Source organism: Streptacidiphilus sp. MAP5-3 (assembly GCF_041262505.1).
Lineage (GTDB): Bacteria > Actinomycetota > Actinomycetes > Streptomycetales > Streptomycetaceae > Streptacidiphilus.
Map to the genome: position 1 here is coordinate 82,507 of NZ_JBGCCL010000017.1, position 13,465 is coordinate 95,971.

General features: G+C 72.5%; 11 protein-coding genes. 4 read left to right on the forward strand and 7 right to left on the reverse strand.

Annotated features, from left to right (window positions below; all coding sequences use genetic code 11):
* Positions 1-2: 2 nt before the first annotated feature.
* Positions 3-749, forward strand: coding sequence for a DUF5995 family protein (locus ABH928_RS23870; RefSeq protein WP_370069799.1), 747 nt, complete (start codon positions 3-5; stop codon positions 747-749).
* Positions 750-764: 15 nt separating this feature from the next.
* On the opposite strand, the gene ABH928_RS23875 is transcribed toward ABH928_RS23870, so the two are convergent.
* The 3 genes from ABH928_RS23875 to ABH928_RS23885 all read right to left on the reverse strand — a co-directional run bounded on the left by ABH928_RS23875 (position 765) and on the right by ABH928_RS23885 (position 4,602).
* Complete coding sequence (locus ABH928_RS23875) at positions 765-2,225, reverse strand: GuaB1 family IMP dehydrogenase-related protein (RefSeq protein WP_370069801.1); 1,461 nt, start codon at positions 2,223-2,225, stop codon at positions 765-767.
* A 125-nt stretch (positions 2,226-2,350) separates the two neighbouring features.
* Complete coding sequence (gene rpe, locus ABH928_RS23880; protein ID WP_370069803.1) at positions 2,351-3,034, reverse strand: ribulose-phosphate 3-epimerase; 684 nt, start codon at positions 3,032-3,034, stop codon at positions 2,351-2,353.
* Between the two features lie 119 nt (positions 3,035-3,153).
* Entirely contained in the window at positions 3,154-4,602 is a 1,449-nt protein-coding gene (locus tag ABH928_RS23885) for an RsmB/NOP family class I SAM-dependent RNA methyltransferase (protein ID WP_370069805.1), read from the reverse strand.
* Between the two features lie 366 nt (positions 4,603-4,968).
* Between ABH928_RS23885 and ABH928_RS23890 the strand changes: the two genes are divergently transcribed.
* Positions 4,969-6,450 (forward strand): PstS family phosphate ABC transporter substrate-binding protein, encoded by a 1,482-nt coding sequence (locus ABH928_RS23890; RefSeq protein WP_370069807.1) that lies wholly within the window; start codon positions 4,969-4,971, stop codon positions 6,448-6,450.
* Between the two features lie 68 nt (positions 6,451-6,518).
* Here the strand turns inward: ABH928_RS23890 and fmt are convergent, their stop codons facing one another.
* Positions 6,519-7,445 (reverse strand): methionyl-tRNA formyltransferase, encoded by a 927-nt coding sequence (gene fmt / locus ABH928_RS23895; protein WP_370069809.1) that lies wholly within the window; start codon positions 7,443-7,445, stop codon positions 6,519-6,521.
* Between the two features lie 102 nt (positions 7,446-7,547).
* Positions 7,548-8,093, reverse strand: coding sequence for a peptide deformylase (def, locus tag ABH928_RS23900; RefSeq protein WP_370069811.1), 546 nt, complete (start codon positions 8,091-8,093; stop codon positions 7,548-7,550).
* 285 nt (positions 8,094-8,378) lie between these two features.
* Here def and ABH928_RS23905 point away from each other — a divergent pair, with 285 nt between their 5' ends.
* Positions 8,379-8,951 (forward strand): hypothetical protein, encoded by a 573-nt coding sequence (locus ABH928_RS23905; RefSeq protein WP_370069813.1) that lies wholly within the window; start codon positions 8,379-8,381, stop codon positions 8,949-8,951.
* A gap of 362 nt (positions 8,952-9,313) precedes the next feature.
* On the opposite strand, the gene ABH928_RS23910 is transcribed toward ABH928_RS23905, so the two are convergent.
* On the reverse strand, positions 9,314-11,434 hold the full coding sequence (locus tag ABH928_RS23910; protein WP_370069815.1) for a primosomal protein N': 2,121 nt from the start codon (positions 11,432-11,434) through the stop codon (positions 9,314-9,316).
* A gap of 70 nt (positions 11,435-11,504) precedes the next feature.
* Complete coding sequence (locus ABH928_RS23915; RefSeq protein ID WP_370069817.1) at positions 11,505-12,167, reverse strand: NAD(P)H-binding protein; 663 nt, start codon at positions 12,165-12,167, stop codon at positions 11,505-11,507.
* Positions 12,168-12,376: 209 nt separating this feature from the next.
* Between ABH928_RS23915 and ABH928_RS23920 the strand changes: the two genes are divergently transcribed.
* Positions 12,377-13,438: a protein kinase family protein gene (locus ABH928_RS23920; RefSeq protein WP_370069819.1), complete on the forward strand. Its 1,062-nt coding sequence runs from the start codon at positions 12,377-12,379 to the stop codon at positions 13,436-13,438.
* Positions 13,439-13,465 lie beyond the last annotated feature (27 nt).

Sequence of the window (13,465 nt, forward strand, 5' to 3'; positions counted from 1 at the left end):
CCATGGACACCCTGGACGCCACGGACACCACGGGGCCCAAGGGCGCCGTCGAACCGAGCACCGCGCCCGCCGACGCCGTCACCGTCGTGGCGGCCCGGATCGGTGACGCCACCGGCGGCCTTCCGCCCGGGGACGGGGTGGGCGTCTTCGGCGAGGTGTACCTGCAGGTGACGGACGCGGTGACCGACCGCCTCGGCGACGAGGGCTGGTTCCGATCACCCGTCGACGTGGCGCGGCTCTCCACCCTCTTCGCCGACCGCTTCCTGGGCGCGCTCGCCGCCGACGCGTCCGCGCCGCCCGCCTGCTGGCGGCCACTGCTGGACCTGCGCCACCACCCGGACATCCTGCCGGTGCAGTTCGCCCTGTCGGGCATCAACAGCCATATCGAGCACGACCTGCCGCTCTCGGTCGTCGAGACGTGCGCGTCGCTGGGGTGCACGCCCGACGACCTGGCCGTGGACTTCCACCGGATCAACGACGTGCTGGCCGCCGTCGAGGACCGGATCCGCGAGGAACTGCTGCCGCTGCCGCAGGAGTTGGACGTCACCGACCCGCTGCTGCACCTGCTCGGCTCGTGGAGCATCGACGCCGCGCGGGACGCCGCCTGGGCCTCGGCCCGGATGCTGTGGGAGCTGCGCGACCACCCCGAGGCCTTCGCCGCAGCGGCAGCCGCGCTGGACCGCTCCACCGGAATGGTGAGCCGCTGCCTGCTCACTCCCCTGGCGGGAGTCAGCAGACAGCGGCTCTGAGGAACAGTGATCGGCCTACCAGCTGGCGTGCAGCGGCTTGCCCTCCGCGTAACCGGCGGCGCTCTGGACGCCGATGATCGCCTTCTGGTGGAAGTCCTCCAACGAGTCCGCACCGGCGTAGGTGCAGGAGGAGCGGACGCCCGCGATGATCGAGTCGATCAGATCCTCGACGCCCGGACGCGCCGGGTCGAGGAACATCCGCGAGGTGGAGATGCCCTCCTCGAACAGCGCCTTGCGGGCGCGGTCGTAGTTGGACTCCTCGGCGGTCCGGTTGCGCACGGCGCGCGCGGAGGCCATGCCGAAGCTCTCCTTGTACTGGCGACCGTCGGCCGAGGTCTGGAGGTCGCCCGGCGACTCGTAGGTCCCGGCGAACCAGGAGCCGATCATCACGTTCGACGCACCGGCGGCCACCGCCATCGCGACGTCGCGCGGGTGGCGGACGCCGCCGTCGGCCCAGACGTGCTTGCCCAGGCGGCGCGCCTCGGCGGCGCACTCCAGCACAGCGGAGAACTGCGGGCGACCGACGCCGGTCATCATCCGGGTGGTGCACATGGCACCGGGGCCGACGCCCACCTTGAGGATGTCAGCGCCCGCCTCGACCAGGTCGCGCACGCCGACCGCGGAGACGACGTTGCCCGCGACGATCGGCACCTGCGGGTCGAGACCGCGCACCGCCTGCAGCGCATTGATCATGGACTCCTGGTGGCCGTGCGCGGTGTCGACCACCAGCACGTCGGCCCCGGCCTCCAGCAGCGACTTGGCCTTGCCGGCCACGTCGCCGTTGATGCCGACGGTCGCGGCGATCCGCAGCTTGCCGTCGGCGTCGACGGCGGGGCGGTAGAGGGTGGCCCGCAGTGCACCCTTGCGGGTGAGGATGCCGACCAGGTCACCACGGGAGTCGACGACCGGCGCCAGCTTGCGGTGGGCACCGGAGAGGCGCTCGAACGCGTCGCGCGGGTCGATGCCCTCCTCCAGGAGCAGCAGCTCCTTGGTCATCACGGCGGAGAGGCTGGTGAAGCGGTCCACGCCCTTGCAGTCGGCCTCCGTGACCACACCGACCGGCTTGCCGTCCTCGACCACGACCAGCGCGCCGTGGGCACGCTTGTGCAGCAGCGACATCGCCTCGCCGACGGTCGCGCCGGGCGCGAGCGTCACGGCGGTGTCGTGGACCAGGTGGCGCTGCTTGACCCAGGCGACGACATCGGAGACGACGTCGATCGGGATGTCCTGCGGGATGGCGACCAGGCCGCCGCGGCGGGCCACGGTCTCGGCCATCCGGCGACCGGCCACCGCGGTCATGTTGGCCACGACCAGCGGGATCGTGGTCCCGGTCCCGTCGTGGCTGGACAGGTCCACCGCCTGGCGGGAACCGACCGCAGAACGGCTGGGGACCATGAAGACGTCGTCGTACGTGAGGTCGTAAGGAACGGAGGGACGATCGTCCAGCGCACCCGTGCCGGGATTCAAGAACCGCATGACTCCAGCGTACGGATCTGTGAACTCCGGTTCATGGCACAACGCTCCAAGGCATCGGCCGAAAAACCGGCAGCGCCTTAGAGGATCATCCATATGGGATTGTAGCTAGCTACAAGCAGTTGCCGTCAGAGCGCGCGAACCCAGGGCGCGCTCTCCGTTGCGGCCTGCGCCTGCCCCCGCAGTGCGGCGACGGCCGCCGCCGGGTCGTCCGCACCGTACACGGCGGACCCGGCGACGAAGACGTCCGCGCCGGCGTCGGCGCAGCGCTCGATGGTGGACGCGGAGACGCCACCGTCCACCTGGAGCCAGAGCTGCAGGCCATGACGGTCGATCAGCTGCCGGGTCCGGCGGATCTTGGGCAGCATGATGTCGAGGAACGACTGTCCGCCGAACCCGGGCTCCACCGTCATGATCAGCAGCATGTCCAGCTCGGGCAGCAGGTCCTCGTACGGCTCGATCGGCGTCGCGGGCCGCAGCGCCATCGAGGCACGGGAACCGAGGGCACGCAGGTCGCGCGCGAGCCGGATCGGCGCGCTGGCGGCCTCGACGTGGAACGTGACCGACCCCGCGCCCGCCTCCGCGTACTGCGGGGCCCAGCGGTCCGGGTCCTCGATCATCAGGTGGCAGTCGAGCGGGATGTCCGTGGCCTTGCGCAGGGATTCCACGACGGGCAGGCCCAGGGTCAGGTTCGGCACGAAGTGGTTGTCCATCACGTCCACGTGCAGCCAGTCGGCCCCGCGTACGGCCTCCGCCTCCGCCGCAAGGCGGGCGAAGTCGGCGGACAGGATGCTGGGACAGATCTGGGGCATCTCACGCACTCTCGGGTAGACGATCTCCTGCCCATCATGCCGTACGGCTTACGACAAGGGGACGTTGCACCTCGCCAGGGCCGCGCTCCTGGGGAGTTGCAACGTCCCCTTGTTGAGAACTACTTCTTCCTGAGCAACGCCAGATACATGGCATCGGTGCCATGGAGATGCGGCCAAAGCTGGATGTCCGGCCCCTCCCCCAGGTCCGGCACTCCGGGCAGCAACGGCCGCGCGTCGATCCACTCCACGTCGTCACGTCCCTTGAGGACGTCGTTCACGACGATCCGCGTCTCAGCGAGATGCGGCGAGCAGGTCGCGTAACCGACCACACCGCCGGGCCGTGTCGCGTCGATCGCGGAGCGAAGAAGCGCGCGCTGCAACGGGTTGAAGTTCGCGACGTCCGACGGGCGGCGGCGCCACCGAGCCTCGGGGCGGCGGCGGAGCGCCCCGAGGCCCGAGCAGGGGACGTCGACCAGGACGCGGTCGAAGCTGCCGGGCTGCCACGCCGGGCGCGTGCCGTCGGCGGTGATCACCGCGTACGGGCCGGGGTTGCCTTCCAAGGCGCGCGCGACCAGGCGCGCGCGATGCGGCTGGGCCTCGGAGGCGACCAGCGCGGCGCCCCGCTCCGCAGCGAGCGCGGCGAGGAGCGCGGCCTTGCCGCCGGGGCCCGCGCAGCCGTCCAGCCAGACCCGGTCCGCCCCGCCCTCCAGCGGCGCAGCGGCGAGGGCGGCGGCGACCAGCTGGCTGCCCTCGTCCTGGACACCGGCGCGGTTCTCACGCACCGCGTTGAGGTCGGCCGGGTCGCCGCCCTCGGCCAGCCGGACCGCGTAGGGGGACCAGCGTCCGGGCTCCGTCGCGTCCTCGTCGAGCGCCTCGCGCAGCTCGGCGACGGTGGATCGGCCCGGGCGCGCGACCAGCGTGACGGCGGGGCGGTCGTTGTCGGCGGCGAGCAGTTGCTCCATCGCCGTACGCCCGGCGGATTCCGGCTGCCAGACGCCGAGCGCGTCCCACATCGCGGAGACCACCCAGCGCGGGTGCGAGTGGAGCACACCGAGGTGCTCCTCCGCGTCGTCCTCGTAGGGCGGGGCGACCTGCTCCAGCCAGGTGTCCAGATCGTGCTGGGAGATCTTGCGCAGCACCGCGTTGACGAACTTGGCCGGTCCGTCCGTCAACACGGTACGGGCCAGGTCGACGGTCGCGGAGACGGCGGCGTGGGTCGGGATGCGGGTGGCCAGCAGCTGGTGCGCGCCGAGCGAGATGACGTCGAGGACCGGCGGGTCGATCCGGCCGAGCGGGCGGTCCACGCAGGCGGCGATGATCGCGTCGTAGCTGCCGCGCATCCGCAGCGTGCCGTAGACGAGCTCGGTCGCGAAGGCCGCGTCACGGCGGGTGAAGTTCACGTCCTGCTCGGCCTTGCGCAGCAGCGCGGGCATGACCAGGTTGGCGTAGGCGTCGCGCTCGTCGACGGCACGCAGGGCGTCGAAGGCCAGCCGTCGGGCCGGGTCCTGCGCGGGCTTGCGGTACGGGCGCTTCTTCGCAGGATTCGCGGGGCGGGGCGGGGTGCTCATGTGCGTCGGCCTTACGTGACGGTGCTGAAAGTGCTGCGGTCGTTATCCGGTTTCCGCGCCGACGGCCGACCGACAGCCGTTGCGGCGGGGGCGGGGGCAGACGGGCAGGAACCGGTTCCATCATGCCGCATGACGGGCCTCTCCTCCGCGCCGGGACGGCGCCGAGGGCCGGCTACGGGATCAGCTGCGGGGCCGCCTGAGGGAATGCCAGATCTGTGCCGCTCCCGCACCAGCGGTCGCATGCGCTTCACCCTGACGACACGGGACGGCTCTGTTCCGGCCGCCCGTCCTTGTCATCTTCGTGCGCACAAGACAAAAGCGGTGCCGGGACCGGGCGGGCACGTGCGGGCGGGGACGGGGGACGACATGGGATGGCTGAACTCCATCATCGACAGCAAGGCGGTGCTCGGCGCGCTCCTGGTCGCGGCGATCACCACCGTGGCGGGGCTGCTGTGGCGCAACTGGCATCCGCCCCGCGAGCTGTCCTGGTCGGTGCTGTACGACGAGGAGGTCAACAAGGGCGCCGACAAGTGGGAGATCACCTACCAGGGCACCGACATCAGCGACGGCAGCCTGGTGATCCTCGACGTGAGCAACCCGAGCCGGCAGTCGTTCCTCAAGGAGTACTGGGAGACGCCGCTCTCCTTCGCCTTCGTCAACCGGAAGATCAAGGGCTACAAGATCCGGGACCCTGACCGGCTCCACGAGGACGTCAAGGCCCAGGGCGCCGACAGCACGGTGGACCCGCGGACGCAGAACCGGATCCAGCTTCCGCCGTTCTCACTCAACCCGGGCACCGGGTTCAAGCTGACCCTGCTGCTCTCCGGTGACCGCGGCCTGGACATGGAGGTCGAGCCCGCCTTCGGCATCCGCGAGGGCGGACTGGTCCGCCACGACCGACGGCCCACCCGCTTCTGGTACGTCGCGCTGCCGGTGGCGCTCGCGGTCCTGGCGGCGGGCGTGGTGATCGGCGTCCGGCTCGCCAACAGCGCACTCACGCCCAGCGCGGCCTGCGCGAGCGAGACCGTCCTGTTCCAGGGGTCCACGGCCTTCGCCCCCGTGGTCAACCAGGCGCGGAACAGCTACCGGCAGCTCTGCCCGAACGCCACCGTGCTGATCACCGCCGACGGCAGCGGCAAGGGCCTGGCCGACCTGGAGACGTCGGGCAGCGGCAGCAGCGTCGCCATGTCGGACGGCCTGCCCGGCTCGCAGCACAGCTACGCGGGCCTGACGGCGCGCCCGGTCGGGGTGGTCACCTACGCCCTGGTCGCCAACACCGCGCTGATCAGCACCTATCCCAATCTCTTCGGCCAGAACGGCATCAGCGCGGACGACCTGCGGCAGTTGTTCAGCGGCGCGGGCGACCCCACACATCCCTCCCTGTTCGCGGTGGGCCGCAGCGACGTCTCCGGCACCCGGACCGCGTTCGCGCACGCGTACTTCGGCGGCGTCGACCCCGAACCCGCGGGCAACCGGCCCTGCGGCGTGCAGAACCCGAGCGGCTCCCACAGCTACTGCACCGAGGACTCGACGATGGACCTGCTCGGCTACGTCGAGTCGCACCCCTACGCGATCGGCTACGCGGAGGCGGACGCGCTGCCGTTCTTCCCCGACGTCCAGGTGATCGGGGTGGACGGGCACATCCCGAGCACCGCGTCCGTCGAGGACGGCAGCTATCCGTTCGTCGCGACCGAGTACCTCTTCACCGACGGCGCGCCCACCGGGCTGACGGCGGACTTCCTCGACTTCCTCACCAGCGGCCCCGAGATCGCCGCCCTGCGTGGCCACGGCTTCATCGCCTGCCAGGACCTGACAGGCACCAGGCTGGACGGCGCCTGCAACGGCTGACGCAGCATCGTTGACGCAGGGTCGTTGACGCAGCGTCAGTCCGGTGCCTGCCTTGGCGCTCGCCCGCCTCAGCCCAGGCGCTCGCCCGCCTCGACGCGGGCACCACGCGCCCAGTCGCCCGCCGTCATCCGCTTCTTGCCCTGCGGCTGGACCTCGCCCAGCTCGATCTCGTACGAGCCCGTGCCGACCCGCACCGTGTTCTTCTGCACCAGCACCTCGCCAGGGCCCAGCTCGGAGCGCCCCGCCGCCAGCCGCACCGAGGCGACCTTGAGCCGCTCGCCCCGGAACTCCGTCCACGCGCCCGGCGCGGGCGAGCAGCCCCGCACCACCCGGTCCACCCGCAGCGCCGGCGCCCGCCAGTCGATCCTGGCGTCCTCCACACTGATCTTCGGTGCCAGGGTGACGCCGTCCGCAGGCTGCGGACGCGCCTCCAGGACACCGTCCTCGATCCCGTCCATCGTCGCGACCAACAGCTTGGCACCCGACACTGACAACCGGCCCAGCAAATCCCCACTCGTGTCACCCGAACGGATTTCCTCCGTCACCGTCCCGTAGACCGGGCCGGAGTCGAGGCCGCGCTCGATCAGGAACGTCGACGCTCCCGTCACCTCGTCGCCCGCCAGCACCGCGTGCTGCACCGGGGCCGCGCCGCGCCAGGCGGGGAGCAGCGAGAAGTGCAGGTTGACCCAGCCGCGTGCCGGGACGTCCAGGGCGACCTGCGGCAGCAGCGCGCCGTAGGCGACGACCGGGCAGCAGTCCGGGGCGATCTCGGCCAGCCGCTCCAGGAACTCCGGGTCGCGCGGCTTGGCCGGCCTGAGCACCTCGATCCCCGCCTCCTCCGCGCGCTGCGCGACCGGGCTGGCCACCAGCTTGCGCCCGCGCCCCGCAGGGGCGTCCGGCCGGGTCACCACGGCGGCGACCTCGTGCCGGGAGGCGATCAGCGCGTCCAGCGACGGGACGGCGACCTCGGGGGTGCCTGCGAAGACGAGCTTCATGGGGATGGGGGCCTTTCTCGGAGCGGGCGGAAGCGGGTGCCGGCCGGGCCGCAGCGTTGGACTGAGGGTTGGACTGAGGGCTGGACTGGGCCGGCGGTCGGGTCAGATCGCGCGGCCGAAGGTGCTGTGCGGCGATACCCGCACCTGCGGCGCGTTCTCCCCGGACCACTCGGCCTCGCGGATCGCCCGCAGTGCGGCCTTGCGCTGCTCGCGGTCCAGCCGGTCGATGAAGATGATGCCGTCGAGGTGGTCCGTCTCGTGCTGGATGCAGCGCGCCAGCATCTGGGTGCCCTCGACGGTCACCGGATCGCCGTGCATGTTGAACCCCTTGGCCACGACGCCGTAGGCACGCGGGGTGTCGAAGGTCAGTCCCGGCAGCGAGAGGCAGCCCTCGTCGCCCTCCTGCCGCTCCTCGGTCAGGTCCAGCACCGGGTTGATCAGATGGCCCAGCTCGCCGTCCACGTGGTAGGTGAACACCCGCAGCGAGACCCCGATCTGAGGGGCGGCCAGACCGGAACCCGGCGCGTCCTTCATGGTCTCGGTGAGGTCCTTGACGAGAATGCGCAGTTCCTTGTCGAAAGTGGTCACCGGCTGCGCCTTCATGCGCAACACCGGATCGCCGAAGATGCGGATCGGCTGGACGGCCACGTGCGGACTCCCGTCGTCTGGGTGGAGGCGTGCAGGGGCGACACTCGTCCCGTTCGCGTCGTGGGCGCGGCCAGGGAGCGTCGTGCACAGAAACACAAGTCTAGAGGTCGATCGTCGGGGGGCTCACGCCCGAGTTGCACGACTGCGACGCAAGCCGCGCGCGCCCTCGAACGCGCCCCCGATCGTGACCGATTCGACACTTCACCCGTTGGTCAAAGGAGATTGACCGCCAGAACCTCCCCCTCGCGGTCCGCCCACCGCCGTCCGAGAGGCCACACACACGTCATGGTCGACCACGCCACGCACGACGCCCGCGCCAGGGCCAGCCTCCATCTGCTCGTCCGGGACATCGAACGAGTCCGCCGCCAGGTCGATGCGCTGCGCACCCTCACCGCTCAGCTGGGCAACGTCTACCGGCCGCGCCGCCCCACCACCGCCGCGGGCTTCGTCGTCTACGGCCGCGCCCCCGCGCCGACCGTCCGCCTGGCGCAGGAGCTGCGCGACAGCGTGGAGGGCTTGGTCGCGGCGGCGGTCGAGTTCGACCGCTCGCTCGGTTTCTCCTGGGACGCGGTGGGCTCCGCGCTCGGGGTCACCAAGCAGGCGGTCCACCGCAGGTACGGCGTCCGCCGCGGTTCACCCGACGGCACGGCGCTCCAGCCCGGGGCGCAACGATCACCCATGGACGACGAACCATCCGGGATCGTCCCCTCCGCAGTGGTGGCTGAGTCACCGTCACCGTCCCCCCTCCCGGCAGCAGCGGAGATCCCCCTCCCGCCGCAGGGCCTCTCCCGCGCGCCCATCCCCTCCGCCCGCCGCGGCCCCGCGCTCCAGTCCGGCGGCCCCCGCTACCAGGGCTGACGCCCTGGCCTTGGGCAGACGGGGAGTTGCAGTTCCCCTCGGGGTGCGACGAGATCTTTTGCGGACCGACGGGATCGTGCTACCACCCAGGGGCTCGGGGCTCTACCAATATGCGGCTCCGCCGCGGGAGCGCGACAAACAAGTGCTTTCGCGCTCCCACAGGTGGTTGCACTATCAGGGGCGCGGGGCTCTGCTTGATCAACTGCGCGCGAGTAACCACCCTGTGCGGATGGCCCTGCTCGTTCGGCGTGCCACGTGGGTGGGTGGCTTGTCGCGCCCACGCGGCGCAGCCGCGCATAAACAGAGCCCCGCGCCCCTGATGGTGCAACGTCCCGCTGCCCACGGCGCCCGCCGCGCAGGCGTCAGCCGATGTCCGGTGGGTCAACCCGGACGCGGACAGGTTCAGCACGCCCCCGGGCCAGCCTCGCTGCCTGCGCAGCCTTGAGCGCGGCTGCCAGCGCAGCGCCCTTGCCCGGGGAGACGCGGAGGAGGACGCGGTCCACCCGCTCCGGAGTCGTCGCCGCGCCGCGTCCCGCGGCGGGGGGCGGTGGGACGGCGACCGGGCCCAGCAGGTCCGTGCCTTCCGGCAGCCGGGTGAGGGCGAGCAGATCCGCGACCGCCTCCGGTGCGCCGGTGACCGAGGCCATCCGGGAGACCGGGGGAAAGCCGAGCTCCGCGCGCTCGGCGAGCTCGGTCGCGGCGTGACCCGCAGGGTCCCAGCGGACCAGCGCCTGCACCGGGCGGAGCGACGGCTCCGCGACGACCACCACCGTGCCGCCCTGCTCCGCGCCGCGGACCAGCGCGCTCGCGCCGAGCCAGCGCCGGAGCGCCTCCTCACCCGCGCGCAGGTCGGGACGGCCCAGCAGGACCCAGGCGTCGAGCAGCAGCGCTGCGGCGTAGCCGCCCTCGGCGACCGGCTCCGCGCCGGGGGTCGAGACGACGATCGCCGGCGTGCCCGGCACCGACGTCAACACACCGTCACGTCCCGACGTCCGCACGGGGACTGACGGGAAGGCACGGCCCAGCTCGTCCGCCGTGCGCCGCGCACCGAAGACCTGCGCGCGGAGCTTGAAGCCACCGCACTCGCGGCAGTGCCAGTCGGCCTCGGGACGCCCGCACCACGTGCAGCTGAGCGGGCCGCTGGCGTCGCGGGCCTCCAACGGCCCCGCGCACTGGGCGCAGCGGGCCTGCTCGCGACAGCGGGCGCAGGCGAGCTTGGGGACGTAGCCCCGACGCGGCACCTGGACCAGCACCGGCCCGTGCGTGAGCGCGTCCCGGGCGACCCGCCAGGCGAGCGTCGGAAGGCGTGCCGCGAGCGCCGCCGCGTCGCCGGCCTGGTCGTGGTCGCCGACGGTGCGGACCAGCGGGGCTGCCGCCCGCACCTCTGCGCGCGGCGCGGCCAACGGGCGGGCCCAGCCGGTACGGAGCAGCTGTGCGCCCTCGACGGTGACGGCGAAACCGCCGACCAGCACCGCCGCACCGGCCTCTGCGGCACGCAGCAGCAGTACGTCGCGGGCGTGCGGCTGGGGCGCGTGCGGCTCGCTGTGCGAACCGTCGCCGTCGTCCCAGGCGGCGACCAGGCCGAGGTCCGCGACCGGCGCGAACATCGCGGCCCGGGTACCGACGACGGCCCGCACCGCGCCCCGGCTCGCGGAGAGCCAGCGACGGTACCGCTCCTCCGCGCCCAACTCGGCGGTCAGCGCCACGTGCTGGTTCTCACCGAGCAGCTCCTGGAGCGCCACGTCGACCCGTGCGACGGCGCGCCCGTCCGGCAGCAGCACGAGTGCGCCCCGCCCGGAGGCCAGCGTCGCCGCGACGGCGCGGGCCAGCTCGTCGGGCCAGGTCGGCCCCGGCAGCGCGGACCAGACCGCCCGCGGCGACTCGCCCTCGGCCAGGGCCTGCAGGAACGTTGCGCCCTCCTGGTAGCGCGACCAGCTGCCCGGCTCCGGCGCGTCCGGCCGCTGCGGGGGCTCGGGTGCGGGCTCGGCCTCGGGCCGGTTGTGCTTCGGCGGCACGGCGAGCTGGAGGACGTCGGCGAGCGTGCCGGCGTAGCGGTCGGCGACGGCGCGGCAGAGGGCGAGCAACTCGGGCGTGAGCACCCGCTCCTCCGACAGCACCTGGGCCAGCGGCGCGAGCGGCCCGGAGAAGTCGCTCTCCGCGAGCCGCGCCACGATGTACCCGTCGACGAGCTTGCCGCCCTCGCGCCGGCCCTGCCCCTTGACCACCCGCCCCCCGAACCGGACCCGAACCCGGACGCCCGGCTGTGCGGTGGCGTCCAGACGGGCGGGCACGGAGTAGTCGAAGTACTGGTCGAGATGCGAGAGACCCTTGTCCACGACGACCCGCGCCACCGGCAGCGTCTCCGCCGTCGGCTTGGGCTTTGGGCGCGACTTGGCACGCCGCAGCTCAGCCCGGATCAGTTCGAGCTGCTCGCCGGGGCCCTCGGCTTCAGCCGAAGAGGGGGAAGGTTCGGAGTGGGTCATCGCTCCCCCAGTCCTACCAGATGCCAGCGACAGCTCCGAGCCGCTCGCCGGTCGGTGCCGGCGTGCGGTGTCAGCCCAGGTCGCGGACCGCTTCGGCGACCGGCGTCGGGCCGGACGTCAGCTCCAGCGTCCGCTGCGCGGCGGCGCCGGTGGTGAGGAGTTCGGCAAGGACGAGCGCGACGTCCGCGCGCGGGACGGATCCACCGGCGAGCGGCGGACCGGCCAGGGTGACGGCCCCGGTGGACGGGGTGTCGAGCAGGCGGCCGGGACGTAGGACGGTCCAGTCCAGGTCGCGGGCACGCAGGTCGTCCTCGGCCTGGGTCTTGGCCTCGATGTAGGCGGCCCAGATGTCGTCCGATCCCGCCGCCGGCGGGTGGCCCGCTCCCATGGTGGAGATCTGCAGGAAGCGACGAACGCCCGCCAGCTCCGCCGCGCTCGCCAGCAGCACCGAACCGTCCCGGTCCACCGTGTACTTCCGCTCCGCGCTGCTCCCCGGCCCCGCGCCTGCGGCGAACAGCGCGGCGTCGGCCCGCTGTTCGCGCAGCACGGCGGCGACCTGCTCGACGGTGGACCGCTCCAGGTCGAGCACGACGGGCTGCGCGCCCGCAGCCCTGAGGTCGTCCGCCTGCTCCGGCTTGCGGATCAGGCCGACCGCGGTGTCCCCACGGCGGGCCAGCTCACGGGCCAGGTGCAGGGCGATCTGGCCGTGGCCTCCGGCGATGACGACGCGCACGGGCGCTCCTCCGATCGTTGTGGGTCAGGCTCGGGTTGAGTCGGATCGAGTCGGGTCGGGCAGTTCGCACGATATCCCCGGTGCGCAGGCCCGGCCCGTCACCCGGCCGCAGGCCGCCGCAGCGTGTCGGTCGCTCAGGCTAGGGTGCGGCACAGAGGTGCGGAATCGGGGTCTGCGCCCAGGGGGAGGCTGCAGTGAAGTGTCCGGACATGTCGCGTGGTGCGCGGCTGAGCGCCCATGGTGCCGTCTCCACCTCCCTGGCTCTGCACAGTGACCGGGCGCTCCGGGAGCTCCTGGACGCGGCCACGCCGATCGGGTCCGGCCTCGGCGGGAAGTCAGCTCTGCTGGAGGTCGCCGGAACCCCGGTCTTCGTGAAGCGGATACCTCTGACCGACCTGGAGCGACAGGCCGAGCACGTCCGGTCCACGGCGAACCTGTTCGACCTGCCCGTCTTCTGTCAGTACGGCGTCGGCACCATCGGCGGGCCCGGGTTCGGGGCCTGGCGAGAACTCGCGGTGCACACCATGACGACGAACTGGGTGCTTGCGGCCGAACACGAGGGCTTCCCGCTGATGTACCACTGGCGCGTGCTGCCGGACTCGACACCGCTGCCCGAGGAGCTGGCCGACATCGAACGGGCCGTCAGCTACTGGGGCGGCGGAGCGCAGGTGCGGAGCCGGATCCGGGCGCTTGAGCAGTCCTCGGCGAGCATCGCCCTGTTCCTGGAGTACCTCCCGCAGAACCTGCACCAGTGGCTGGGCACGCAGATCGAGGCGGGTGACGAGGCTGCCGACCGGGCCTGCGCCATGGTGGAGCGGGAGCTGGAAGCCGGCGTCTCGTTCATGAACAGCCGCGGGCTGCTCCACTTCGACGCGCACTTCGAGAACATCCTGACGGACGGTCAGCGTCTCTACTTCGCGGACTACGGCCTCGCCCTCTCCTCCGGGTTCGAGCTGTCGCGGGAGGAGGCCGACTTCTTCGCCCGGCACCAGACCTACGACCGCTGTTACACCGCCACCTACCTGGTGAACTGGCTGGTCACCGCGCTCCACGGGTTCCGGAGGGAGGACCGCGAGGAGCGGTACGCACTGGTGCGCGCCTTCGCGGGGGGCGAGCTCCCGACCGGGATCTCAGAGGAGGCCGCTGCGATCCTCACCCGGCACGCGCCGATCGCCGCGGTGATGTCCGAGTTCAACCTCGCCTTCCAGCGCGAGAGCCGACGGACCCCCTACCCACTGAAGGAGATCCACCGGCTCAGCGGGAAGGGGTAACGCCCGGCCGCAAGGCCTGGTGGAGCG